General features: G+C 67.7%; 21 protein-coding genes and 2 pseudogenes. 12 read left to right on the top strand and 11 right to left on the bottom strand.

Annotated features, from left to right (window positions below; translation table 11 throughout):
- The first annotated feature begins 7 nt into the window (after positions 1–7).
- Entirely contained in the window at positions 8–595 is a 588-nt protein-coding gene (locus G6N57_RS27280) for a TetR/AcrR family transcriptional regulator (RefSeq protein ID WP_077743625.1), read from the top strand.
- A 6-nt stretch (positions 596–601) separates the two neighbouring features.
- Here G6N57_RS27280 and G6N57_RS27275 read toward each other — a convergent pair whose 3' ends face one another.
- A complete protein-coding gene (locus G6N57_RS27275; RefSeq protein WP_077743626.1) occupies positions 602–1,576 on the bottom strand; it encodes an NADPH:quinone oxidoreductase family protein in 975 nt (324 codons plus the stop codon).
- Positions 1,577–1,644: 68 nt separating this feature from the next.
- On the opposite strand from G6N57_RS27275, the gene G6N57_RS27270 reads away from it, so the two are divergent.
- Positions 1,645–2,730 carry an NAD(P)-dependent alcohol dehydrogenase gene (locus G6N57_RS27270; RefSeq protein WP_077743627.1) on the top strand — a complete coding sequence of 362 codons (1,086 nt, stop codon included), beginning with the start codon at positions 1,645–1,647 and terminating at the stop codon, positions 2,728–2,730.
- A gap of 42 nt (positions 2,731–2,772) precedes the next feature.
- Complete coding sequence (locus tag G6N57_RS27265) at positions 2,773–3,699, top strand: alpha/beta fold hydrolase (protein ID WP_077743628.1); 927 nt, start codon at positions 2,773–2,775, stop codon at positions 3,697–3,699.
- Here the strand turns inward: G6N57_RS27265 and G6N57_RS27260 are convergent.
- Positions 3,689–5,041, bottom strand: a complete 1,353-nt coding sequence (locus G6N57_RS27260) for a flavin monoamine oxidase family protein (RefSeq protein ID WP_077743629.1) — start codon at positions 5,039–5,041, stop codon at positions 3,689–3,691. The genes G6N57_RS27265 and G6N57_RS27260 overlap by 11 nt on opposite strands.
- Before the next feature lie 27 nt (positions 5,042–5,068).
- On the opposite strand from G6N57_RS27260, the gene G6N57_RS27255 reads away from it, so the two are divergent.
- Both G6N57_RS27255 and G6N57_RS27250 read left to right on the top strand, forming a co-directional pair.
- Positions 5,069–6,052, top strand: a complete 984-nt coding sequence (locus tag G6N57_RS27255; RefSeq protein WP_077743882.1) for a TIGR03617 family F420-dependent LLM class oxidoreductase — start codon at positions 5,069–5,071, stop codon at positions 6,050–6,052.
- Between the two features lie 44 nt (positions 6,053–6,096).
- Entirely contained in the window at positions 6,097–7,614 is a 1,518-nt protein-coding gene (locus G6N57_RS27250; RefSeq protein WP_077743630.1) for a flavin-containing monooxygenase, read from the top strand.
- A 64-nt stretch (positions 7,615–7,678) separates the two neighbouring features.
- Here the strand turns inward: G6N57_RS27250 and G6N57_RS27245 are convergent, their stop codons facing one another.
- Complete coding sequence (locus G6N57_RS27245; protein ID WP_077743631.1) at positions 7,679–8,434, bottom strand: helix-turn-helix transcriptional regulator; 756 nt, start codon at positions 8,432–8,434, stop codon at positions 7,679–7,681.
- Between the two features lie 30 nt (positions 8,435–8,464).
- Here G6N57_RS27245 and G6N57_RS27240 point away from each other — a divergent pair, with 30 nt between their 5' ends.
- Positions 8,465–8,830, top strand: a complete 366-nt coding sequence (locus G6N57_RS27240; protein ID WP_097925989.1) for a DUF4345 domain-containing protein — start codon at positions 8,465–8,467, stop codon at positions 8,828–8,830.
- Positions 8,831–8,904: 74 nt separating this feature from the next.
- On the opposite strand, the gene G6N57_RS27235 is transcribed toward G6N57_RS27240, so the two are convergent.
- The gene (locus G6N57_RS27235; protein WP_077743632.1) at positions 8,905–10,017 is read right to left on the bottom strand and encodes an Rv3169 family protein; all 1,113 of its coding nucleotides are present in this window, start codon (positions 10,015–10,017) and stop codon (positions 8,905–8,907) included.
- Entirely contained in the window at positions 10,018–11,163 is a 1,146-nt protein-coding gene (locus G6N57_RS27230; protein WP_077743633.1) for a phosphotransferase family protein, read from the bottom strand. It lies immediately after the preceding gene.
- 45 nt (positions 11,164–11,208) lie between these two features.
- Here G6N57_RS27230 and G6N57_RS27225 point away from each other — a divergent pair, with 45 nt between their 5' ends.
- The 4 genes from G6N57_RS27225 (at position 11,209) to G6N57_RS27210 (ending at position 14,993) form a co-directional block, all read left to right on the top strand.
- Entirely contained in the window at positions 11,209–11,817 is a 609-nt protein-coding gene (locus G6N57_RS27225; RefSeq protein WP_036439914.1) for a TetR/AcrR family transcriptional regulator, read from the top strand.
- Between the two features lie 96 nt (positions 11,818–11,913).
- On the top strand, positions 11,914–13,203 hold the full coding sequence (locus tag G6N57_RS27220; protein WP_162564030.1) for an MFS transporter: 1,290 nt from the start codon (positions 11,914–11,916) through the stop codon (positions 13,201–13,203).
- Entirely contained in the window at positions 13,200–14,564 is a 1,365-nt protein-coding gene (locus tag G6N57_RS27215) for an LLM class flavin-dependent oxidoreductase (RefSeq protein ID WP_077743635.1), read from the top strand. The genes G6N57_RS27220 and G6N57_RS27215 overlap by 4 nt, the downstream gene beginning before the upstream one ends.
- A 33-nt stretch (positions 14,565–14,597) precedes the next feature.
- Positions 14,598–14,993, top strand: coding sequence for an SgcJ/EcaC family oxidoreductase (locus tag G6N57_RS27210; RefSeq protein WP_077743636.1), 396 nt, complete (start codon positions 14,598–14,600; stop codon positions 14,991–14,993).
- Positions 14,994–15,050: 57 nt separating this feature from the next.
- Here G6N57_RS27210 and tnpB read toward each other — a convergent pair whose 3' ends face one another.
- Complete coding sequence (gene tnpB / locus G6N57_RS27205) at positions 15,051–16,511, bottom strand: IS607 family element RNA-guided endonuclease TnpB (protein ID WP_077743884.1); 1,461 nt, start codon at positions 16,509–16,511, stop codon at positions 15,051–15,053.
- Positions 16,504–16,928, bottom strand: a pseudogene (locus G6N57_RS27200) (recombinase family protein); the annotation flags it as partial. The gene tnpB and the pseudogene G6N57_RS27200, both read right to left, overlap by 8 nt.
- Before the next feature lie 49 nt (positions 16,929–16,977).
- Between G6N57_RS27200 and G6N57_RS27195 the strand changes: the two are divergent.
- Positions 16,978–17,676 (top strand): annotated as a pseudogene (locus G6N57_RS27195) (PIG-L deacetylase family protein); the annotation flags it as partial.
- A gap of 39 nt (positions 17,677–17,715) precedes the next feature.
- Entirely contained in the window at positions 17,716–18,759 is a 1,044-nt protein-coding gene (locus tag G6N57_RS27190; RefSeq protein ID WP_077743886.1) for a zinc-dependent alcohol dehydrogenase family protein, read from the top strand.
- Here G6N57_RS27190 and G6N57_RS27185 read toward each other — a convergent pair.
- Genes G6N57_RS27185 through nuoL form a run of 4 tightly spaced genes read right to left on the bottom strand, consistent with a single transcriptional unit; the run spans position 18,756 to position 24,630 of the window.
- On the bottom strand, positions 18,756–19,523 hold the full coding sequence (locus tag G6N57_RS27185) for an enoyl-CoA hydratase (protein WP_077743637.1): 768 nt from the start codon (positions 19,521–19,523) through the stop codon (positions 18,756–18,758). The genes G6N57_RS27190 and G6N57_RS27185 overlap by 4 nt on opposite strands.
- Before the next feature lie 33 nt (positions 19,524–19,556).
- A complete protein-coding gene (gene nuoN / locus G6N57_RS27180) occupies positions 19,557–21,122 on the bottom strand; it encodes an NADH-quinone oxidoreductase subunit NuoN (protein WP_077743638.1) in 1,566 nt (521 codons plus the stop codon).
- A gap of 2 nt (positions 21,123–21,124) precedes the next feature.
- Positions 21,125–22,723: an NADH-quinone oxidoreductase subunit M gene (locus tag G6N57_RS27175; protein WP_077743639.1), complete on the bottom strand. Its 1,599-nt coding sequence runs from the start codon at positions 22,721–22,723 to the stop codon at positions 21,125–21,127.
- Complete coding sequence (gene nuoL / locus G6N57_RS27170; protein WP_077743640.1) at positions 22,717–24,630, bottom strand: NADH-quinone oxidoreductase subunit L; 1,914 nt, start codon at positions 24,628–24,630, stop codon at positions 22,717–22,719. The genes G6N57_RS27175 and nuoL overlap by 7 nt, the downstream gene beginning before the upstream one ends.
- Positions 24,631–24,633 lie beyond the last annotated feature (3 nt).

The following is a 24,633-nucleotide window of genomic DNA, read 5'->3' as shown; positions in this document are numbered from 1 at the left end:
TGGCTGGGTGACCCCGGTACGTGGACGGCCCCGCTCATTCGATCGTGACGCGGCCCTGGACAAGGCGATCCTGCTGTTCTGGGAGCGCGGGTACGAAGCCACGTCCACGCGCGATCTGAGCAGTGCGCTGGGTATCGGAATCCCCAGCATCTACGCGGCTTTCGGGGACAAACAGTGTCTGTTCAACGAAGCGGTGCAGGTCTACGACGAGCGGTACGGCGGGTTCATCAACGCCGCGTTGGGCGAAGAGCCGACCGCCCGCGAGGCCTTCGCCCGCATTCTGCGCGAAGCTCCGGCCCGCTATACCCGCCGCGGCCTGCCCAACGGATGTCTCATCGTCAGCGGCGACGACGGCACCGCCGATCCGGCCGTGCGGGCCGCCCTGCAACGCATCCGTCGTCAGAAGACGGGTGAGCTCGCCGACAAGGTCAGCGCGGACATCGCGGCGGGGGACGTGCCGACCGATACCGATGCGCAGGCGCTGGCCCAGTTCGTGATGTCCACGCTGAGCGGCATCGCCCAAGCTGCCCGAGACCGAGTTCCGCGGGCCACCCTCGACCGGGTTGCCGCGATCGCAGCCCGGGCGCTGCCGTGAGTACGGCTACCTGAGTTTGAGGACCACTTTGCCTTTGGCGCTGCGGTTTTCCAGTGACGCGATGGCCTGGGCGGCCTGCTCCAGCGGGTACACCTCGGGTTGCGGGGCGGGCACCGCGCCGGAGGCCAGCAACGGCTGCAGTTCGGCCCACTGCTCCTGCAGGTAGCCCGGGTGGGAGAACGTCCAGGCGCCCCAGCCCGCGCCGATCACGTCGACGTTGTTGAGCAGCAGCCGGTTGACCTTGACCGTCGGGATCTCACCGCCGGTGAAGCCGACGACCAGCAACCGCCCCCCGACGGCGAGTGATCGCAGGGAGTCGGTGAAGCGGTCACCGCCGACCGGGTCGAGGACGACATCCACCCCGCGGCCGCCGGTGAGTTCCTTGACCGCGTCACGGAACCCGTCGGCCAGCACCACATCCGATGCTCCTGCGGCCCTGGCGATCTCGGCCTTCTCCTCGGTGGACACCACCGCGATGGTGCGTGAGGCGCCCAGCGCCGGGGCCAGGCGCAGCGCCGAGGTGCCGATGCCGCCGGCCGCGCCGTGCACCAGCACGGTCTCGCCGTGGGCCAGCCTGCCGCGGGTGCGCAACGCGAACTGCACCGTCAGGTCGTTGAACAGGATGCCGGCGCCGGCCTCGAACGACACCGAGTCCGGCAGCGCGAACACCCGCTCGGCCGGCAGCGCCACGACCTCGGCCATGCCGCCGGACAGCATGGTCAGACCGAGCACGCGGTCGCCGGCTGAGACATGGGCGCCGGCAGGCGCGCTGCGCACCACGCCGGCGACCTCGGCGCCCGGGGTGAACGGCAGGTCCGGCTTGTACTGGTAGAGCCCGCGAGTGAGCAGGGCGTCGGGGAAAGCGACCCCGGCGGCATGGACATCGATCACCACGGTGCCGTCGTCGCCGTTGGGTTCCTCGACCTCGGCCACCCGCACCGCGTCGGGGCCGTCGAGGGCGGTGATCTGTGCTGCACGCATCGGTGTCTCCTTCTGGTGGGGTCGCCAGCCAATTGTGACAGGTGTCAAGTGGTGGTTAGCATCACCGGATGCTCAACGCCCGCGCCGCGGTGGTGCTCGACGCCGGAGCCGATCCACAGCTCACCGACGTCCAGATCCGCGAACCCGTCGGTGACGAGGTGCTGGTCCGCATCGACGCGGTGGGTATCTGCCACACCGATGTGAGCGTGGCCGCGCGGTTTCGCAAGCTGCCGATGGTGTTCGGTCACGAAGGTGCGGGCACCGTGGTCCAGGTCGGGCCGGACGCCGCGCACCGGGTCGGTGACCAGGTCGTTCTCACGTTCGCCAGCTGTGGCGCCTGCGGCAACTGCCGGTCCGACGCCCCGGCGTACTGCGAGCATTCGACCGACCTCAACATGCGTGGCAACCGCGGCGCGCTGCACCTCGACGGTGCCCCCGTCGGCGGCGGATTCTTCGGCCAGTCCAGCTTCTGCACCTATGCGATCGCAGGCAGCCGTAATGCGGTGGTGCTGCCCGAGCCGATCGACCCCGCGCTGGCCGCGCCGCTGGGCTGCAGCGTGCAGACCGGCGTCGGGGCCGTGCTCAATGTGGTTGCGCCCCAACCGGCGGACGCGCTCGTGGTGTTCGGGGCCGGCGCCGTCGGGCTCTCGGCGGTCATGGGAGCCCGGATCGCCGGGTGCCGCACCATCGTCGCGGTCGACCCGATCGAGCAGAGGCGCACGCTGGCAACCGAATTGGGCGCCACCGCCACCGTCGACCCAACCGCGTGCGACGCCGCCGCGGCGGTGCACGAACTGACCGGGGGAGTGGCTGCGGCCGTCGATACCACCGCCCGGCCCGAGGTCCTGGCCGCTGCGGTCGGGGTGCTGCGTGAGCGCGGCACCCTGGCGCTGCTGGGGCTCGGCGCGTTGACGGCCGACCTGCCCGTCGCGGCCATCATGGGCAAGGGCCTGACCTTGCGCGGCGTGGTGGAAGGCGACAGCGAGCCGCAGACCTTCATCCCGCGCCTGGTCGCGCTGCACCGACGTGGCGAACTTCCACTCGACAAGATGGTCAGCCGCTACCCGTTCGACGACTTCGACCGGGCCTGGGCCGCCGCCAAGGCCGCTGACGTCGTCAAACCGGTGTTGACCACCGGCGCGGTAAGCTCATAAACCCTCGGTTTCACCCGGCAACGACGCCACGATCGGAGGATCATGCCCCTTCCCCAGCTACCACCGGGACGCGCTGTCGAGGTTCGCGCCGTCGACGGCGTGCGGTTGCATGCCGAGGTGTTCGGGCCTGAGGACGGCCACCCGATCGTGCTGGCCCACGGCATCACGTGTGCCATCGGGGTGTGGGCCCACCAGATCGCCGACCTGGCGGCCGACTACCGGGTCATCGCCTACGACCATCGTGGGCACGGCCTCAGCGAGACCCCGCACGGCCGGAGCCGGTACAGCCTCAATCACCTCGCCGCCGACCTCGACGCGGTACTCGACGCGACGCTGAGGCCGGGCGAGCGGGCCACCATCGCCGGACATTCCATGGGCGGTATCGCGATCACCTCGTGGTCGCAGCGCTACCCGGCCCGGGTGGCGGCCCGCGCCGACGCTGTCGCGCTCATCAACACCACCACCGGGGACCTCGTGCGGGACGTGAAGTTGTTGCAGGTCCCGGGACCGCTGGCGTCGACGCGTATCCGGGCCGGCGGCACCGCGATCAGAACGTTCGGCGGCGCATGGGTGCCCCGAATCACCGAGCGTCCCAACAAGCGGCTCGTCGCGCACCTCGCGGTGGGGCACGACGCGGAGCCGTGGGTGGCGGAGTTCGTCTATCGCCTGTTCGCCGAGACCCCCGCCGCCGGCCGTGGCGGCTGGGCCAGGGCGCTGGTCAACAGCCTCGGACCGCAACATATCTCGCTGCAGAACCTGTCGGTGCCGACGCTCGTGATCGGTAGCGCCAAAGATCGGCTGCTGCCGATCAATGCCGCCCGCCGCATCGCCGCTGACGCCCCGAATCTGAGCGCCTTCGTCGAGATGCCCGGCGGCCACTGCGCGATTCTGGAATGCCCGTCTCAGGTGAACGCCCAATTGCGGGCCTTGGCCGAGTCGGTGGCGTTGCCTCCCGCCGTCAATCAGTAAGCCGGGCCGCGACTTCGGCGGCCGCGCGCTGCCCGGATCGGACCGCGCCGTCGAGGAAGCCGGTCCACTCGTCGGCGGTTTCGGTGCCGGCCCAGTGGATGGAGTCCACCGGTTCGCGCAGCCACCGGCCGTACTGTGTCCACGATCCCGGTGGTACTGCCGCGGTCGGCCCGCCGGGCGCGAATTGTTCTGTGCTCCAACAGTGGTCGATGTAGTCGATCGGCTGTAGCGCGGCGTCACCGAACAACGTGGCGAACCCGGACAGGGCCTGCTCGCGTCGCTGGTCCGGTGACAGCCGGTCGAACGTGCGGGCATCGGTGAACCCCAACAGAATGCCGGGACCACCGTCACCCGGGCTGACGTCGAAGGTGATGAACACCGGCCCTTCGTCGGACAACGCCTCGCCCGAACAACCGTTGGTGCGCCAGAACGGTTTGTCATAGGCGGCGTATGCCTTGCTGAGGTTGCCCTGCGGCCAGTGCTCGGCCAGCTCGGTGTAAACCTTGGGCAGTGGCGGGTTGAACTCGATACCGGCCCGGTGCTGAGGCGGGATCGCCACGATCACCGCCCGTGCCAGTACCTCACCGGCCGGCGAGCTCACCGCCACGGTGCCGTCGGGGCGACGTCCGATGCCGCTCACGGGGGCGTTGAGCACCACCCGGTCTCCGAGTTCATCGGCCATCTTGACCGCGATCTGTTGGGTGCCACCGGGAAACCGGTCCTGCTGGGCGCCGTCGCGGACATCCAGCATGCGGTCCAGGCCGCCGGCCGCCTTGACGTAGCGGGCGGCGTGCAGCATCGACACCTCGTCGGGCTCGGCGCCCCAGGTGACCCGGGACATGATCGCCATGAGGTTGCGGGTCGAGGCGTTGGCGCCGGCCGAGCGCAGCCACTGTTCCAGGGTGAGTTCGTCGAGTTTCTGGGCGTTCGCACTCTTCCACGGCTCACTGACCCGGATCGCCCGGCAGAGCCGCTCGAAGCGCCACTGGATCCGGGACACGTCGAACAGTTCCATCATCGACAGGCGGGGGATGGTGCTGCGGTACGAGCGCACCCGGCCGTGCCACCGGATCAGGTTCTTGCCACGGTCATAGGTGGGCACGGTGCGGCACCCGAGTTCGTCGGCCAACGCCAGCACCGCATCCTGGGTGGGCCCGACGAACGTCCCGCCGAGGTCGACCGGCACGTCGGCGATGGTGGCGGTCGACGAGCGCCCGCCGACGCGGTCGCGGCCCTCCAGCACCACCACCTCATGTCCGAGCCGGACCAGGGCGCGGGCTGCGGTCAGGCCGGCGAAACCGGCGCCGATCACGACGACGTCGGTGCTCGTTGGGATGCTCACCTGTCTAGGCTCTCACGCGTGAAGGTCATGACAGCGTTGTTCGGGCCGCGAGGCGCGATCGATCGGGCGGCGGCCCTGCGTGAGGCCGGTGCCAGTGGGGTGTTCACCTTCGAGGGGCCCCACGATGTGTTCACCCCGTTGACACTGGCCGCCACGGTCGAGGGCCTCGACCTGATGACCAATGTGGCAATCGCCTTTCCCCGCAACCCGATTCACCTGGCGCACCAGGCGATCGACCACCAGATCCTGTCCGGCGGACGCTTCACCCTGGGGCTCGGCACGCAGATCCGCACGCAGATCGAGAAACGGTTCGGCGCGGACTTCGACCGGCCGGTGGCGCGGATGTCGGAGTTCGTCGCGGCGTTGCGGGCGATCTTCTCGGCGTGGGACACCGGCGAGCGGCTGGATTTTCGGGGCGAGTTCTATCGCCACACCTTGATGACGCCGACGTTCACGCCGCGGGACAACCCGTACGGTGCGCCGCCGATCTATGTCGGCGCGCTCGGCCCACGGCTGACGCGGGCCACCGCACAGTTCGCCGACGGTCTGCTGGTCATGCCCTTCGGCTCCAAGCGGTTCCTGCACGAGGCCACGCTGCCCGCGGTGCGTGAGGGCCTCGCCGCCGCCGGGCGCGACGAGGGGGAGCTGGCCATCGTCCCGGAGATCATCGTCTCGGCCGGATCCGAAACGGACCCGACTCACGAGGCAACACGCCGGTTGCTCGCCTTCTACGGCTCCACGCCGGCCTACCGACCGGTGCTGGAGGTGCACGGCTGGGGCGATTTGCAGCCCGAGCTCAACGCGCTGTCCAAGCAGGGACGGTGGCAGGAGATGGGTTCGCTGATCGACGACGAGGTGCTGCACACCATCGCGGCCTGCGGTAGTCCAGCCGACATCGCGGCCCACATCCAGGACCGCGTGGGTGGCGTGTCGGACCGGATCTGCCTGTACCAACCCGGGCCGATCGCGCTCGATTCGCTTGCCCAGATCGTTGACGCACTGCGTGACTGAGCACATAGGGTGGTGGTACTGCGCGGGACCAAAGGAGGTTCGCCATGGACGGTGCTCGTCGCGCTGAGGATCCGGACTACTCGGACGTGCTCATCATCGGGGCCGGCATCTCGGGGTTGGGCGCGGCCTACCGTGTCCATGAGAAGAGCCCCGGGCTGACCTACACCGTCCTCGAACGCCGGGAGCGGATCGGTGGTACCTGGGACCTGTTCCGCTACCCCGGGATCCGCTCGGACAGCGATATCTTCACGCTCAGCTTCCCGTACCATCCGTGGACCCGGCCGGAGAACGTCGCCGACGGTGACGACATCCGCGACTATCTCACCGAGACCGCCCGGGCGTACGGCATCGACCGCCACATCCAATTCGACACCCATGTGCTGTCGGCAGATTGGGACTCGAACACCGACACCTGGACGGTGCAGACCGAACAGGCCGGACAGGGGCGGACCTACCGGTGCCGGTACCTGTTCTGCGGCACCGGCTACTACAACTACGACGAGCCCTATACCCCGGAATTCCCCGGCATCGAGAGCTTCGGTGGTGACGTGGTGCACCCGCAGTTCTGGCCCGAATCGCTGGACTATTCCGGAAAGCGGGTGGTGGTGATCGGCAGCGGTGCCACCGCGGTCAGCCTGGTGCCCGCCCTGGCACAGCAGGCGGAGCACGTGACGATGCTGCAACGCTCACCGACCTACATGATGTCGATGGCTCGTATCGATCCGATGGTGCAGGCCATCCGGAAGGTGTTGCCGCGCCGGCTGTCTCACCAGGTGGTGCGGGCGCGCAACGCGATGATCCACGTGCTGACGTATTTCATGTTCCGCAAGGCGCCCAAGTTCGGGCGCTGGCTGATCCGGAACCGGACCGTCGCCGCACTGCCCGAGGGCTATCCCGTCGACGTGCATTTCAAGCCGCGATACAACCCGTGGGACCAGCGCATGTGCCTGGTGCTCGACGGTGATCTCTACGAGCACATCAGTGACGGCAGGGTCGATATCGTCACCGATCACATCGACCACATCGATTCCGCGGGCATCGTGCTGAAATCCGGTGCGCGGGTGGACGCGGACGTGATCGTCACCGCGACCGGCCTGCAACTGCAGGCGCTCGGCGGGATCCGGCTGGCGGTCGACGGTCACGAGGTCAAGCCGACCGAGCGGTTCGTCTACAAGGAGTTTTTGCTGGAGGACGTGCCGAATCTGGCCTGGTGCATCGGGTACACCAACGCGTCATGGACGCTGCGGGCCGACATGACCGCGCGGGCATTCGCGAACCTGTTGGCCTACATGGGGGCTCACGGTTACACCCATGCCTATCCGCACAAGGGCGCGGCACCGATGCCGGAGAAGCGGACCTGGGACCTGGAGGCCGGCTACATCCAGCGTTCCGAGCATGCGCTCCCGCGCTCGGGCACCAAGCGGCCTTGGCACGTGCGGCACAACTATGTGCTGGACGCCATCGACCACCGCTTCGATCGCATCGACGAGTCGATGGTGTTCGGTCGTGCCCCCGCCGCATCCGCCGCCCCCGCCGCCCCCGCCGCCGAGGCGGCTTCCTGAGCACCGCGAGCGTGCGTGATTGCTGCCCGACACACCGCATTTCGTCAGCAGTTACGCACGCTCGTCACGGGATGCGGATACGCAACCCTGTCGTCAGCAGTTGCGTGGCAGACAGCCCGAACGTGTTCTTGAAGCTGTCGGCGAGGTGTGACGGGCTGGCGAATCCGGACTCGGCGGCGGCTGTGGTCAGATTCCGACCGGCCGCCACGGCGGTTCCTGCTGCCACGAGCCTGCTCCACATCCGGTAGCGGCGCAGGCTGGTCCCCGCCTCGCGCCGGAACAGATGCAGGAACCGCGATTCTGACAAGCCCGCGGTGGCAGCTAGCTCGCGTGCCGGCACCGCCTCCGCCGGGTTTTCGCGAATCTGCTTGGCCACCAGCTCGATCCGGGGATCGATTCGGTGGGGCGCTTCCGGGGCGGCCGCGTCCAGCCAGCGCCGCGCCGCCTCGTCGTCGTCGGGCATCACGGTCAGTCTCGCCTCGGCGGCATGGCCGACACCGATGCCGTCCCGGAACTCGGTGAACTGCCGGCGGCACGCCGCGCTGCGCTGCGAACTCGGATCGAGATAGCTCGACACCAACCCACTCTGCATCGACAGATGGTGGGTGAGCCGCGGTGGAATCAACACACTGCGCGCGACGATCGCGCTACCTGACACCGTTACCGTCAACGGTCCGTCGACCCCGACGGCCAGGCACCACACCGATCCCGAGTGCGGTTCCAAACCCAGACCGTGCCCGGCGTAGAGGGCCTGCCCTGGCCACAGCCACACCGTGGGGCAGCAGGTTTGTGGAAGCGCCGGCACGGTTTCAGTCTGCATGCTGAACGGAAAGGTGAACAGGAGGCTACCGTGACTATCGCTGTCATCGCCGTCGTCGGCGTGTTCTTCGCCGGGATGGGCGCTTACGCACTGGCGGCTCCGAAGGCGATTCTGCGTCCCTTCGACTATGACCTCAGAACGGCCGCGTCCCGCGCGGAAGTTCGTGGCGTGTATGGCGGTTTCGGTCTTGCCATCGCCGCGGTGTTGGCGTACGCCGCCGTGACGCCGGGGGAGGTGCGCACCGGGATATTGATCACTGTCGGAGCCGCACTGGCTGGTATGGCAGTCGGCCGGGCCGTCTCGGCGCTGTTCGACGAACGGACGGCCTTCTACCCCAACTGGTTCTACTGCCTGGTCGAAGCAGTCGGAGCCGCCGCGCTGTTCTGGGCGGCCTGATGTCGGTTTGTCATGCCAGAGTGGCTGTCGCCGTTGACAGCCACTCCAGCGTGACGTTTTAGGTGCTCGAGAGGTTACGGGGCGACGGTGAGCCAGTCGGCGAATCCGGACGGGTCGTGCCGGCCGAGCGCACCGTGCTCGAACAGGCCCCAGCCCTCGGACGTCGTACCGCCCTCGGTGCACACGGCTCGTCCGACGTGGTCGATCACGCCGAACGCGGTACGCCCGACGACCGCCGGGTCGTTCATGTCGTAGGTGCGGCGCTCGGTGAACTTCTCGCCCTTCCACACGCCGTGGATCCAGTCGACGTCGCCGCCGTAGCCGCCTCCGACGTGAATCGGCACGGGCAGTTTGGATTCCACGTCGAACCGGACCGGAGTGCCGTCGGGTGCGGTGGCGTCGATGGTGGCTCCGGTCGGGATCCTGGTGCCGGAACGGTAGTGGATCTTCACCCGCGGCCAGCCGAGCTGCTCGACGCGGCCGTCCTTGAAGACCCGGCTGCAGTCGTTGAGCGAGCGGAACCCGCTGGGATCCTCCTGGATGATGAAGACGATCGAGAAGTCGTCGAACGCCATCGGCACGTACAGCCACCACATGCCTTCGAACGGCGGGTCGGCCGGACGCCCGGCGGGTTCGGCCTCGCCGACCGGGCGGATGCCCCATGACCGGTCGCGCGAGCCGATCCAGGTGTCCGGGTCGACGTCGATGCGCCGGCCGTCGATCTCCAGATACCCGCTCCAGGAACCCAATTGGGCGAAGCGCTGCGCGTCGAGCGTGACCCGGTTGCCCTGGCGCATCAGGTGGGGTTGTTCCTGGACGACGTCGAACAGCCCGTTCCAGGTGAGATCCGCTGCGATGCCCTCGGTTTCCTCGAGCACGATGCGAACCTTCTTGAGCGGCTCGGGGACCTCGACCCGGTAGGCGCCGACATGCTGGTTGAGCCGGTCCTGGTCGATCGCGTCGGACAGGTGCACGGCGGTCTGCTCATCCCCGCGCCTCACCAGGAAGTAGGCGTCTTTCACCCCGAGGTTGGGGTAGTAGCCCATCCCGGTGATGACGAAGATGTCGCCGGTGCGATCATGGGCGTTGAAGTACGAGCGGTCGTAGAAGTTCCGGTCCGAAGAACCGGGCCAGGCGATCGGCTGGGGGACTTGGTGGACGGGGAATTCGTCCAGCGGGCCGAGCATTTAAGACTCCTCGATCAGGCGCCGCAGCAACGGCGCGTGGTAGAACATCGTTTCGACATCGTCGGGCTTCTCGGTTTCGCCGAAGTGCACGCGCCGGGCGCCGGTGCGCATGAACACGCAACACCAGATCACGCCCGAGTAGATGTAGAACCAGCGAAGGTCGCCGAGCTCGGCCCCGGTCAACTCGCGGTAGGTGGCGCGGACATCCTCTTCACGCATCACGTCCGGCAGACCCGGCAGCCCGGCCATGCCGGCCAGTTCCTGGAACACCATGTGCGCGAAGATGATCCACGAGACATCGAGCTCGCGGGGGCCGATGGTGGCCATCTCCCAGTCGAGCACGGCAGACGGCCGGAAGTTGTCGTAGAGCACGTTGCCGATGCGCGAGTCGCCCCAGATCAGGACGGAGTCCGACGCTGCGACATCTTCGGGGAAGTTCTCCTCCAGCCAGGCCAGCGCGCGCTCGACCAGCGGAGAACGGCCGATGTCGGGTACGGCGTACTCGTACCAGTCCTTGAGCCAGCCGAAGTGCCGGCGCAGCGGGGTGTCGCCGGGCGGGTCGATCTCGGACAGGAAGCCGAACCGCTCGGCGGCGTCGGGGATGGCATGCAGCTTCGCGAGCACCTCGACGGTGCTGTCCTGCAGCTCGCGCTGACGTTCGAGGGGAGCATCGGCGAACCAGTTGCCGCCGAAGGTGTAGGGCATGACGTCCGGCGGCACCTGACCGTCGACCCGGTCCATCAGGAAGAACGGCGTTCCCAGCACCTCGCCGGTGGTGTCCATCCAGCGCACGTTGGGGACCGGCACATCGGTGAGTTCACCGACCTGGCGCATCACCTCGAACTGGTGATCAAGCCGGTAGGACGAGAACACCGGAACGTCGTCGGCGGTGGGGGCGACGCGGGCCACCCACTTCTGCTCCTTGGGCTCGCCGTCTTCTTCCCAGCGTCCGGTCAGCATGATCGTCTCTGACGACATGCCGTTGGAGTCGACTCCGCTCTCCACGGTGATCTCGGGCGTGATGCCGCCGGGCATCACGGTGGACAGCCATTTCGACAGCACCGATGGCAGGGTGGTGACGTCACGGCTGGAGCGTTGCAGGTGTTCGACGTTCTCCACAGGAGCGTCCACGGCCTCGTTTGCCATTCAACTGTTCCTTACGGCCACAATTACGATACTGTTAGTAGCGTTATGAAAGCAGAGCCATCACCACTTGGCAAGAGTGCCGGCGCGGGACGCCCCCGTGACCCGCGCATTGACGCTGCCATATTGCAGGCGACCACGGACCTGCTTGTCGAAATCGGTTACGCGAACCTGACCATGGCGGCGGTAGCCGAGCGGGCACAAACCACGAAAACCGCGCTGTACCGCCGGTGGTCGAGCAAGGCGGAGCTGGTGCACGAGGCGGTGTTCCCCGCCGCAGCGACTGCGTTGACGACGCCGGCCGGTGACATCGCCGGTGACATCCGGGCGATGATCGGTGCCGCCCGCGACGTGTTCACCAGCCCGGTGATGCGGGCGGCTCTGCCCGGGCTGGTCGCCGATGTCGTCGCCGACACCGACCTCAATGCCAGGGTGATGCAGCGGTTCGCGGGGACCTTCGTCACCGTCCGCGCGCGGATCGTCGACGGCATCATGCGCGGTGAGGTCCAGCCCGACGTCGACCCGGACCGCCTGGTGGAGCTGATCGGTGGGTCGACGATGCTGCGGATGCTGCTGTGGCCCGAACGCGAACTGGACGACGAGTGGGTGGCGCAGACGGCCGCGATCCTTGTGCACGGGGCCACAGTCAGCAAGTAACGTCTGACGCCTTTACGTCAGACTGAGGACAAATCTTCCGAGCCGCTCCCAGGCCGCATAGCCTGCGGCCACGTGACTATTACCGACCCAGGTTCCCTGGCGACTGCCAAGCCGAGTGCGCGCACCGTCGCGTTGGGCAGTGCGGTCGGCACCACGATCGAGTGGTACGACTTCTACCTCTATGCCACGGCTGCGGCGCTGGTTTTCAAACCGCTGTTCTTCCCGAACATCTCGTCGACGGCCGGCACGCTGGCCTCGTTCGCGACCTATGCCGCCGGGTTCGGCGCCCGGCCGCTGGGCGCCCTGATATCGGGCCACTACGGAGATCGGCTGGGACGCAAGACCGTTCTGGTGATCGCGCTGGTGGGCATGGGCTTGAGCACGTTCGCGATCGGACTCCTGCCGACCTATGCCCAGATCGGACTGCTCGCACCGACACTACTGGTGGTCCTGCGGCTGCTCCAGGGCTTGGCGGTGGGGGCCGAATGGGGCGGTGCGGCACTGCTTTCGGTGGAGCACGCGCCGCCCGGGCGCCGCGGCCTGTTCGGTAGCTTCACCCAATTGGGTTCCCCGGCAGGTATGTTGCTGTCGACGGCAGTCTTCTACCTCACGCGGTCGGCGACCGGCCCAGACGCCTTCCTCGATTACGGGTGGCGAATCCCCTTCCTGCTCAGTGCCGTTCTGGTTGTCGTCGGTCTGGTGATCCGGCTCCGGCTGACCGATGCCGAGATGTTCACGCAGGTCCGGGACCGCGGCGAGGTCGCGCGCCTTCCGGTGCTGGAGGTGCTGCGTACCCAGCCGCGCAATGTGTTGATCACCACCGGACTGCGGTTCTCGCAGATCGCCCTGTTCGTCCTGTTGACCACGTATTCGCTGACCTACCTGCAGGATTCGGCGGCAGGCAGCCAGGTCGGCCTGACCGCCGTGCTGATCGCATCGGCAGTCGGACTGATCAGCACGCCGGCCTGGGCCGTGCTGTCCGACCGGATCGGCAGACGGCCTCCGTATCTGTTCGGCGCGGTGGCCGGAGTGCTGGCCCTGATCCTGTTCTTCGTCGCGGCGGGAACCGGATCGCACCTCGCGATCATCTTGTCGATCGTGTTCGGCGTCAACATCGCTCACGATGCCATGTACGGGCCGCAGGCCGCCTGGTTCGGGGAGCTGTTCGACACCCGGGTGCGCTACAGCGGTGCTTCGTTGGGCTATCAGATCGGTGCCGTGCTCTCGGGTGGTTTTGCACCGTTGATCGCGGCGGCCCTGCTGGTCGCCGGGGGCGGTAGCCCCTGGCTGATCGTCGCGTATTTCGCGGTGCTGACCGCGATCACCTTCACGGCCGCCTATTTCGCGCGGGAGACACATCTGGACGAGATCGGGGACGCGCGATGACCAGGATCTATCTCAACGCCTTCGACATGGCCTGCGTCGGGCACCAGTCCGCGGGTTTGTGGCGTCATCCCGAAGACCAGGGCTACCGGTACCGAGAACTGGGGTACTGGACGGAACTGGCCCGCACGCTGGAGGCCGGGGGCTTCGACGCGCTGTTTCTGGCCGACGTGCTCGGCGTCTACGACGTGTACGGCGGTTCGCGGGATACGGCGGTGGCCGACGCCGCACAGGTGCCGGTCAACGACCCGACGCTGGCGGTTTCGGCCATGGCCGCGGTCACCGAGACCCTCGGCTTCGGTGTCACGGCGTCGTTGACCTATGAGCAGCCGTACGCGTTGGCGCGCCGGTTCTCCACGCTGGATCACCTGACGGGCGGTCGGGTTGCCTGGAACATCGTCACCTCGTATCTCGACAGCGCCGCCCGGAATCTGGGTCTGGATGCCCAGATCCCGCATGACGAGCGGTACGAGATCGCCGAGGAGTACCTCGAGGTCTGCTACAAGCTCTGGGAGGCGTCCTGGGAACCCGACGCCGTCGTCCGCGACCGGGAACGCGGCGTGTTCACCGATCCGGCGAAAGTCCATGACATCGAACACAAAGGGCGCTACTTCAGCGTCCCGGGACCGTTCCTGTGCGAACCGTCTCCGCAGCGCACGCCGATGTTGTTTCAGGCGGGCGCCTCGCCGCGAGGGGTCCGGTTCGCCGCGGCACACGCCGAGGCCGTGTTCGTATCGGGCCCCACGCCGGAAATCGTGGCCAAGCCGGTCAAGGCATTGCGCGCCGCCGCCGCTGAACACGGGCGAGATCCCCGGTCCATCAAGGTGTTCACGATGGTGACCCCGATCGTCGCCGAAACCCACGACGAGGCGGTCGCCAAGTTGCACGACTACCGGCGGTTTGTCAGCACCGAAGGCGCGCTGGCGCTGTTCGGTGGCTGGACCGGGGTCGATCTGGCCGAACTCGGGGCCGACGAACCCCTGCGGTACGTCCAGACCGAGGCCAATCGTTCTGCGCTGGCATCGTTCACCACGTCGGACCGGAACTGGACGGCGGGGGAGTTGGCCGACGAGGTCGGGCTCGGCGGGCGTGGCCCGGTGGTGGTGGGGTCACCGGCCGAGGTGGCCGACGAACTCGAACGTTGGGTCGACGAGGCCGACGTCGACGGGTTCAACCTCGCCTACGTCACGACCCCGGGCACCTTTGCCGACTTCGCCCGCCATGTCGTGCCCGAACTGCGTCGTCGGGGCCGGGTGCCCGACCGAGCCGAGCGGGGCACACTGCGGGAGCGGCTCGGCGGCGGTGGGCCATTGCTGGCCCCTCAGCATCCGGGCGCTGCCTACCGGCCGCAGGACTGGGGTTGACATGAACCATTGTTGAGGTCCAACACTGGTGCTATGAACGCGAAGGACCAGCACGACATCAGGACCGTCATGGCCGCGACGACCGAGCTGTGGATCGCGCACGATATGGACGGATGGGGCCGGTACTTCACCGAGGACGCCGACTTCGTCGCGCACAGCGGCCTGTGGTGGACCTCGCGCGACGACAATGTCGCAGGCCACCGGGATGTGCCGGAATCCGTTGTCCGACAGAAGCGGAACTACAGCCAGCGGGTCGAGACAATCGACGAGATCGCACCGGGTGTGGCGCTCGTGCACACCCGGTGGGACTGGCCGGGTCACGTCCAGCCGGGAGCGCAGGCGCAGAATCGCAGTGGCATCATCAGCTACGTTCTCGTCGAACACGACGGACGCTGGCTGATCCGCTCCGCCCACAACACGCGGGGGTGAGGGCCGTGCAACCGTTCCCGTTGCCTTTTGGTGTGCGAATGTGAGTTCGCGGGTTCATCAGGCAGCCTCGCCTTGCGGTGAGGCGGTCCCCGTCTGATCCACCGGGTGGCGTTGCGGGGTTGACGTTTCATCGCCGGCTGCGTCGCCCGCTGGCGCGGGGTCGGTCTCACGCGTGGCTCCACGTCCTGCCACCGGGCCACTCCCGGCGGGACTCTGTTCACCCAACGATGTGGGTACGCCGAGTCGGGCGAGGTTGATTGCAGCACCCAGATCACGATCGATCCGCATACCGCAGCCGTCACACTCAAAGATCCGGTCGGCCAGGGTGAGGTTTGACTTTCGCCTCCCACAGGCCGTGCAGGTCTTCGACGACGGAAAATATCGGTCGGCCTCCACCAGAGTGCTGCCGTACCAACGACTTTTATAGCTCAGCATGCGACGGACCTCGGCCAGAGCAGCATCAGCCAGCGCTAGGTTCAGGCCCCGCTTGCGGGTTCCTCCCTTGGCGCGCATGCCCGCGGCGTTCAAGGTTTCGGCCACCACCACATCGTGGGACTGGGCCAGGGCGGTGGTGGCCTTGTGCAGCACGTCGCGGCGCATCGCCGCGGCATGGGCGTGGGTGCGGCCGATCCGGGCCTGGGTGCGCCGCCACCGCTTTGACGGCCTCTGTTTGGTGCGGCTAGCCGGATCGTAGGGGCCGTGCTGGCGGGCCGCTCGGCGCTGCAGGGCCCGCAACCGGGCTTGCGCGGCGGTCAGCGACTTCGGCGCGGCGATACGCTCGACTTCGAGACCATCGGGCGTGGCGACCACCAGCAGGGCATCGGCTTTCACCCCGACATCGACACCAACCACCGGATGGGCCGACCGGCGTGCGTGCGCCGGCCGGGTCTTGGCTTCGACAATGGTCTGCAGGGCGCAGTGCCAGCGCCCGGCGCTGTCTTGGCGCACGGTGGCCGACAAGATTCTCGCCGTACCGGCCTCTATGCGACGGGCCAGCTTGCGGGTCGATTCATGGGTGCGGACCGCACCCAGCCGCGGCAGGGTGACATGGCGGCGGTCAGCCTCGATCCGGATGGTCCCGGTGGTGAACCGCACAGACTTCGGCACCCGAGCCGACTTGAACCGGGGAAACCCGATCACCGGTCCCTTGCGCTCACCTTTACGGGACTTCGACCACGCGTCGAGTCCGCGGGCCAACCCATCCAGGCCGGTGTTGTAGGCCTCCTTCGAGTTCACACCCCACCACGGTGCGTATGACGCCTTGCGCTGATTCCAGACCTTTCGCAGTGCCGGCAACGACCACCCCAACACCGGCGTCAACTGCGCCTCGTCGATGTCGTAGCTGCGTTCAGCGGCGCGCTGATCCATCACCGCCTTCACCAACGCCAACATGTGATTGTGCGCGAACCGTGCCCCACCAGCATGAGAAGCCAACGCCCGCACCTGCGTCGGCGTGGGATCCAGCGCGAACCGGTATGCCTGTGCAGTCCACCCCTCGAGGACCTCGAATCTAGCCACCGCCACCCACCTCGACAGCAGGCTCAGTCTGATTGATAGCGGTGACCGCCAGCAGCGCCCGGTCCCGCGCGCCACCGCAGCCAGACCGGCCCGCGCACAGCGAGGTCAGCACCTCGATCATGTCGCCACCAACTCATCGGTGGTCTCGCCCGGATCAGCCATCATGATGCGGCGGCCCTGCGCGGACAACGCCGCGTCGAGATGCTCAACCCCCAAGCGGGCCAACCCGTCACGGTGTTCCACGACCACTACCCAAGCAGACAGGTCCGACAGAATCCGGCACAACGTCGACCGCTTCCCGCTCCACCCCGACCCGACCTCGGTCATGACTTCGCCAACCACATACCCGTTCGAGGTGGCCCAATCAGTGACCCGTGCGACCTGGCGGACAAGATCACGGCGCCGACCATGTGAGGCACCCAAGCCAACCCGGAGTCCGGCCCGTACGGCGCGATTCACACACCCACTGAAACACACCTCTGATCACGAATACTCACATCCCGGCGAGCAGTTCGAACCCTCGGACTGGCGTATCGCGCTGGTGCTGGTGCCGCACCCGGACGACCCTGAGTACGGGGTCTGCGCGGCGGTCGCGAAGTGGACTTCGGCGGGCAAGACCGTGCATTACGCCCTGGCCTCGCGGGGCGAGGTGGGCATCGCGGGTATGGCACCCGAGGAGGCCGGACCGCTGCGGGAGGGGGAGCAGCGCCGGTCGGCCGCCATCGTCGGGGTGGACGACGTGCAGTTCTGGGACTTTCCGGACAGCAACATCCGCGACACGCCCGAACTGCGCGCGAAGATCGCCGAGACGATCGTGGCGCTGCGTCCCGACGTGGTGATCACCCTGTACAGCGGGCCGAGTTGGGCGCCGGATGCGCCCAACCAGCGTGATCACATCGAGTTCGCCCACGCGGTGGCGGCGGCGTATGACAGCCTCGCCGACCCGCCGGCCTGGCTGTTCGAGAACGGGCCGGATCCGACGCATTGCGAGGTGGTCGACGGTTACACCGACGTGGCGGTGAATTCCCTTGCCGCCCACGAGGTCTACCTGTCGGTGCTGGATCCGGAGACGCCCGTCGTCGAACAGGCACGCCGGCAGGTGGAGAGCTCGACACCGCCGATTCCCGGACTTGGCGAACGAACCGTCGGCTTCATCCTGAAACGCCCGTCCGGAACCGGGCGGGCCCGGCCTACCATCGCACCTGTGCGTGCAGTGGTGTATTCCGAGGTGGGCGTCCTACCGACGGTGGTCGAGGTGGCCGATCCCGAGTGTCCTGACGACGGAGTGGTCATCGAGGTCGCCGCCACCGGCCTGTGCCGGTCGGACTGGCATGCCTGGCGCGGCCATGACCCGGTGGGGCTGCCGATCATTCCGGGACATGAGTTCGCCGGGACCATCGTGGCCGTCGGTGACGACGTGTCGGGCTGGCAGGTGGGCGACCGGGTGACGGCGCCCTTCGTGCTGGGCTGCGGGCGGTGCGAGTTCTGTGTGGCCGGTGACGCGCAGGTCTGTCCCGACCAGGAGCAGCCTGGCTTCACCTTGCCGGGATCGTTCGCCCAGCAGGTGGCCGTACCGCGGGCTCAGGCCAATCTCGTTCGGTTGCCCGACGAGGTCTCCTTCGCCTCGGCCGCCTCGTTGGGCTGCCGGTTCGCGACGTCGTTCCGGGCGCTGGTCACCCATGGAGAGGTGGCGTGCGGTCAGTGGGTCGCGGTCTACGGCTGCGGCGGGGTCGGGCTGTCGGCGGTGATGATCGCGAAAGCATTCGGCGCCAACGTCATCGCGGTCGACGTGAGCGAGGCGGCCCTGGCCGCCGTGCGTGACCTCGGTGCCGACGAAATCGTCAACAGCAGCGAAAGTGCCGACATTGCAATCGAAGTCGTCGCCCGCACCGGAGGTGGCGCGCACATCGGTGTTGATGCGCTCGGTCATCCGGACCTCGCGGCCGCTTCGGTCTCCTCATTGCGGCGGCGTGGGCGGCACATTCAAGTCGGCCTGCTCCTCGGGGATGCCGCGCTGACGGCGTTCCCGATGGACCGGGTGATCGCCCAGGAACTGGCGATCCTCGGGTCGCACGGTATGCCTGCCGTCGACTATCCGGCGATGCTCGACCTCATCGCGTCGGGTGCGTTGGATCCGGAGCGGTTGGTGACCCGGCGAATCGGCCTCGACGAGGCGGGTGCGGCGATGGCGGGTATGGATGACCCGGCAGCGGGGATGACGATCGTCGAGCCCACCCGGGGCGGCTAGGTATCGATCTGGCCCCGGTTACGCTGGGCCACAGCCTGATAACGGTCGCCCAACCCGTCGAAATCGCGCGCCTGCGCACCCGCGATCGCCTGCTCGGCGGCGAGCGCGGGACCGATCACCGGCTCGCTACCACGGGTGTAGATCTCCTTGAGCCCAACCATGATTGGGCCCGGCACCTCGGCGATCTGACCGGCCAGTTCCAGCGCCCGGTCGAGCAGCTGATCGTGCGGTACCACTTCGGTCACCAGGCCGAGGCGCTCGGCACGGGCGGCGTCGACGACCTCGCCGGTCATCGACAGCCTGCGCGCCATGGCGGCGCCGACCACCTGGGGCAGCCGCGCCGTCATCCCGCCGCCGGGCAGGATGCCGACTCGGGCGTGGGTATCGGCGAACACCGCCCGTTGGGAGGCGATCAGGAAGTCACAGCCCAGCGCCATCTCCAGTCCACCGGTGAACGTCGCGCCGTTGATCGCCCCGATGATCGGGGTACGCAGCTCGCCGGTCTTGGTGATGCAGTTGTGCGACCGGAACTCCGCGAAGTACTCCATGCCGAGCGTCTGCGCCTCTTTGAGGTCGACGCCGGCGCAGAACGCGGGGTCCGTCCCGGTGAGCACGACCACGCGTACTGCCGCGTCGGCGTCGGCGTCATCGAGGGCTCCGTACAGTTCCTCGATCAACTGACGTCCCAGGGCGTTCCGCGCCTGCGGTCGATTGAGGGTGATGATGCGGACGGCACCGTGGTCAGTGGTCAGGACGGTCGTCATCGTTCGAACCTAATCTGCTCGCTGGAGGAACCATCAGCGCAGGAAGGTCTCGGCGCTGTTGGCCAGGTCCAGCAGCGGCTGCGGCAAGGCGCCGAGCGCGAATGTGACGGCAGCGGTGACGGTGATGACGGCCGTGCTGAGGCCGCTGGGGACGACCACCTCGGGTGCGTCCTCCGGCGGCTCGGTGAAGAACATCAGCACGATCACCCGGACGTAGAAGTAGGCCGCGACGGCACTGGCGACGACGCCGACGACGACCAGCGGAATCGCCCCGCCCTCGCCCGCGGCCTTGAACACCGCGAACTTGCTGACGAATCCACTGGTGAGCGGGATTCCGGCAAACGCAAGCAGGAACAGTGAAAACACCACGCCGACAATCGGATACCGCCGGCCCAGGCCGGCCCACTGGGCCATGCCGGTGGCCTCTTCGCCGGTGCTGTTCCGGACCAGCCCGACGACCGCGAATGCGCCGAGCGTGCTGAAGCCGTAGGCGAACAGGTAGAACAATGTCGAGGACACCCCGGCGGGGTTGGCTGCGATCACACCGGTGAGGATGAACCCCGAATGCGCCACCGCCGAGTAGGCCAGCATGCGTTTGACGTCGGTCTGGGTCACGGCCGTGATGGTGCCGACGACCATGGTCAGGATCGCGATCGCCCACAGGACCGGCCGCCAGTCATCGCGCAACTGCGGCAGCGCGACGTAGAAGATGCGCAGCGTGGCGCCGAACGCGGCGATCTTGGTGCCCGCCGCCATGAACGCGGTGATCGCGGTGGGGGCACCCTGGTACACGTCGGGGATCCACGAATGGAAGGGCACGGCACCGACTTTGAACAACAGCCCGACCAGCAGTAGCCCGATTCCGATCAGTGCCAACGGGGTGTTGGGCTCCTTCGTGACCACAGCGTTGGCGATCCCGTTGAGGTCGAGGGTGCCGGCGTAGCCATACAGCATGGCCGCGCCGTACAGGAAGAACGCCGACGAGAATGCCCCCAGCAGAAAGTATTTCAGCGACGCTTCCTGCGACAGCAAGCGCCGGCGGCGGGCCAGCCCGCACAGCAGGTACAGCGGAAGCGAGAGCACCTCCAGCGCGATGAACATGGTCAGCAGATCATCGGCGGCTCCGAACAGCAGCATGCCACCGATCGCGAACATGGTCAGGGGGAAGACCTCGGTCTGCATCACCCCGGTCTTCGTGGCCAGTTGCTCGGCCACGCTGCCCGGTACCGCCGACGCCTGGGGGGTGAAGCCGTCCAGTCCCCGTGCGCCACCGGAAGTCTCGGCGGCGGACTGGCGTTCGGCGATGAGCAGGATGCCGAGAATCCCGACGAGGGCGATCGTCCCCTGCAGGAACAGTGCCGGGGCGTCGAGGACCACCGAGCCGAGCACCGCGGGTTTCCCTGGGGTGCCCTGCAGGTCCCGGGCCAGCAGCACCACGGCCACCACGGCGGCCACCAACCCACCCAGTGCGAGGGCGAGCTGTACCCCGTACCGCGCCGGCCGGGGCAGGAAGGCCTCGACCAGGACACCGGCCACACCCACGCCGAAAACGATCAGCATGGGGGAGAGCAGGCCGTACTCGATGCTCGGCGTCACCATGATCAGCGGCCCCCCTCGGCGATGGTCGGTGGTGCGCTCGGCACCGGATCGCTCTGTCCGATGGTGGTCAACGTGTGCTGCACTGCCGGATTGATGACGTCCAGGGCGGGTTTGGGATAGATGCCCAACACCAGCAGCAATGCGATCAACGGCGTCACCACGACCAGTTCGCGCGGGACCAAATCAGGTAGACCGCGCACACCGTCGTCGCCCTCGAGCAGCCCGTCGCGGACCGGGCCGGTCATCATCCGCTGGTACATCCACAGGATGTACACCGCGGACAACACCAGCGCGGTGGCGGCGAACACCGCGACCACCGGATAGCGCGTGAATGTGCCGATGAGAACCAGGAATTCACTGATGAAGGGTGCCAGCCCGGGCAGCGACAGTGTCGCCAGGCCGGCCACCAGGAACGTTCCGGCGAGCACCGGGGCGACCTTCTGCACACCTCCGTAGGCATCGATCAACCGGGAACCGCGTCGCGACACCAGGAATCCGGCGATCAGGAACAGCGCGGCCGTGGAGATCCCGTGGTTGATCATGTACAGCGTCGAGCCGGTCTGGCCCTGACTGGTCATCGCGAAGATGCCGAGAATGATGAAACCGAAGTGCGATATCGAGGTGTAGGCGATCAGGCGCATGACGTCGGTCTGCCCGATCGCCAGGACGGCCCCGTAGACGATGCCGATCACCGCGAGGGTGATGACCAGCGGACGGAAATACGTTGAGGCGTCGGGGAACAGCGGCAGGCAATAACGCAACATGCCGAAGGTGCCGACCTTGTCCATGATCGCCATCATCAGCACCGCACTGGCCGGCGTGGCCTGGACTGCGGCGCCAGGTAGCCAGCGGTGGAACGGCCACAGCGGTGCTTTGACGGCGAACGCGAACATGAATCCCAGGAACAGCAGGTTCGCCACCGCGGGGTTGATCACGAACTCGCCCGACGAGACCGCGGCGACGATCGCGCGGAAGTCGAAGGTGCCTGACGTGAATGCATCGCTACCGTTGGTCACCACGTACAGGCCGATCACCGCGGCCAGCATGACCAGGCCGCCGAACAGGTTGTACAGCAGGAACTTCACCGCCGCACGCGACCGATGCTCTCCGCCGAACCCGCCGATCAGGAAGTACATCGGGATCAGCATGGCCTCGAAGAACACGTAGAACAGCAGGATGTCCAGCGCCACCAGGGACATGAACACCATGCCCTCGACGGCCAGCGTCAACGCCAGGTAAGCCTGCACGCCCCGGCCGCCGAGGCCGGTCTGGTGGGTGGCGTCGTTCCACCCCGCGACGATGAGCAGCGGCAGCAGCACCGCGGTGAGAACCACCAGGGCCAGTGCGATCCCGTCCACCCCGAGGATGTAGCCGGTCCCGAATGACGGGATCCACCGGTGTGATTCGACGAACTGGTACTGCTCGCCGCCCGGATCGAAGCCGACGGCGATCACGCCTGCCAGGCCCAGAGCGGCCAGCGAGACCACCAGGGCCAGCCATTTCGCGAGTGCCCGTTGCGCGGCCGGGAGCAGCATCACCACAGCAGCCCCCACCGTCGGGGTCGCCCAGAGCGCCGTCAGCCACGGAAATGTGCTCACCACAGTCGCACCGCCAGGATCGTCGCCACCACCAGAGCCGCCCCGCCGAGCATGGACAGCGCGTAGGACCGGGCGAAGCCGGTCTGCAATCCGCGCAACCCATCCGACGTTCGGCGCACCAGCGCGGCCAGACCGCCGGCGGTGCCGTCGACCACCTTGTCGTCGACGGCGACCAGGGCCGCGGTCAAGGTCTGGCCGCCTCGCATGAACACCGCCTCGTTGAACGCGTCGCCGTACAGATCCCGCCGTGCCGCCACCGTCAGCGCCGACCCGTCGGGTACCTCGGCCGGGACCTGCTGCCGCGCGTACATCCGGTAGGCCACCGCGATGCCGACTGCGACGACCGCGAGCACCACCACCGTGACCACCCATGCCGGGATCGCGTGGTGTGCCTCGTGCGCACCGACCACCGGCTCGAGCCAGTGCGACAGTGTGCCGCCGATGGCCAGCGCACCGCCGGAGACCACCGAGCCGACCGCGAGCAGGATCATCGGCCAGGTCATCACGGCCGGCGCCTCGTGCGGATGCGCGTCAGGTGCCCAACGCTTTTCGCCGAAGAACGTCATCAGCATCACCCGGGTCATGTAGAACGCGGTGATCCCGGCGCCCAGAATGGCTGCGCCACCGAGGATCATGCCGCGGACGCCTCCGGCACCCAGCGCCGCCTCGATGATGCTGTCTTTCGAGAAGAAGCCGGCCAGCGGCGGCACCCCGATGATGGCCAGGTAGCCGAGTCCGAAGGTGGCGAACGTGATCGGCAGGACCTTGCGAAGCCCGCCGTATCGACGCATGTTCACCTCGTCGTTCATGGCGTGCATCACCGACCCGGCGCCGAGGAACAGGCCGGCCTTGAAGAACCCGTGGGTGAGCAGGTGCATGATCGCGAACGCGTACCCGGCCGGACCGAGGCCGGCGGCCAGCACCATGTAGCCGATCTGGCTCATCGTCGACGCGGCAAGGGCTTTCTTGATGTCATCTTTGGCGCAGCCGATGATCGCCCCGAACAGCAGCGTGACGGCGCCGACGATGACCACACCGGTCTGCGCACCCGGGGCGAGATCGAAGATCGGCCCGGACCGCACGATCAGGTAGACGCCCGCGGTGACCATGGTGGCGGCGTGGATCAGTGCCGACACCGGCGTCGGGCCCTCCATCGCGTCCCCGAGCCAGGACTGCAGCGGCACCTGGGCCGATTTGCCACAGGCACCCAACAGCAGCAGCAGCCCGATCGCGGTGAGGGTACCTTCGCCCAAAGCCGGTGCGGCGCTGAACACTCCGGCGAACGAGATCGACCCGATGGTGGCGAACATGATCATCAAGGCGATGGCGAGGCCCATGTCGCCGACCCGGTTGACGACGAATGCCTTCTTGGCGGCCGCGGCGGCAGACGGCTTGTGCGACCAGAACCCGATCAGCAGATACGAGGCCAGGCCCACGCCTTCCCACCCGGCGTACAGGCCGAGGTAATTGTCCGCGAGCACGAGCAGCAGCATCGCCGCGAGAAACAGGTTCAGGTACGCGAAGAAAAGGCGACGACTCGGGCCTGTGTCCTCGGGTCGCTCCGCAAGCTGCGCTCCCGGAGCCATGTAGCCGATCGAGTAGATGTGTATCAACGACCCAACACCGGTGATCAGCAGAACGAAGCACACCGACAGCTGATCGAGCTGCAGCCCGAAGTCCACCTGCAGACCGGCCACCGGTACCCAGGAGAACAGGGATTCCGACACCGTGCGGTGCTCACCGGCGCGGCCCAGCATCTGGGCGAACAGCACCGCCCCGAGCACGAACGCGGCCAGCGCGGTGGCACAGCCGAGCAGATGTCCCCAGCGGTCGGTGCGCCGGCCGCCCAGCAGCAGCACCGCAGCTCCTGCGGCGGGGAGGGCGATCACGAGCCATACAGGAATCGTCATGGT

The organism is Mycolicibacterium boenickei (assembly GCF_010731295.1).
GTDB lineage: Bacteria > Actinomycetota > Actinomycetes > Mycobacteriales > Mycobacteriaceae > Mycobacterium > Mycobacterium boenickei.
This window is presented reverse-complemented; position numbering and strand designations above follow the sequence as displayed.

Bases quoted from the DNA above. Each gene is read 5' to 3' on its own strand.
- G6N57_RS27255 (WP_077743882.1), top strand. From the start codon at position 5,069: ATGACAGCGTTGTTCGGGCCGCGAGGCGCGATCGATCGGGCGGCGGCC.
- G6N57_RS27230 (WP_077743633.1), bottom strand. From the start codon at position 11,163: ATGGCAAACGAGGCCGTGGACGCTCCTGTGGAGAACGTCGAACACCTG.
- G6N57_RS27215 (WP_077743635.1), top strand. From the start codon at position 13,200: ATGACCAGGATCTATCTCAACGCCTTCGACATGGCCTGCGTCGGGCAC.
- G6N57_RS27185 (WP_077743637.1), bottom strand. From the start codon at position 19,523: ATGACGACCGTCCTGACCACTGACCACGGTGCCGTCCGCATCATCACC.
- nuoN (WP_077743638.1), bottom strand. From the start codon at position 21,122: ATGGTGACGCCGAGCATCGAGTACGGCCTGCTCTCCCCCATGCTGATC.
- nuoL (WP_077743640.1), bottom strand. From the start codon at position 24,630: ATGACGATTCCTGTATGGCTCGTGATCGCCCTCCCCGCCGCAGGAGCT.
- G6N57_RS27245 (WP_077743631.1), bottom strand. From the start codon at position 8,434: ATGCAGACTGAAACCGTGCCGGCGCTTCCACAAACCTGCTGCCCCACG.
- G6N57_RS27235 (WP_077743632.1), bottom strand. From the start codon at position 10,017: ATGCTCGGCCCGCTGGACGAATTCCCCGTCCACCAAGTCCCCCAGCCG.
- G6N57_RS27225 (WP_036439914.1), top strand. From the start codon at position 11,209: ATGAAAGCAGAGCCATCACCACTTGGCAAGAGTGCCGGCGCGGGACGC.
- G6N57_RS27270 (WP_077743627.1), top strand. From the start codon at position 1,645: ATGCTCAACGCCCGCGCCGCGGTGGTGCTCGACGCCGGAGCCGATCCA.
- G6N57_RS27250 (WP_077743630.1), top strand. From the start codon at position 6,097: ATGGACGGTGCTCGTCGCGCTGAGGATCCGGACTACTCGGACGTGCTC.
- G6N57_RS27275 (WP_077743626.1), bottom strand. From the start codon at position 1,576: ATGCGTGCAGCACAGATCACCGCCCTCGACGGCCCCGACGCGGTGCGG.
- G6N57_RS27210 (WP_077743636.1), top strand. From the start codon at position 14,598: ATGAACGCGAAGGACCAGCACGACATCAGGACCGTCATGGCCGCGACG.
- G6N57_RS27265 (WP_077743628.1), top strand. From the start codon at position 2,773: ATGCCCCTTCCCCAGCTACCACCGGGACGCGCTGTCGAGGTTCGCGCC.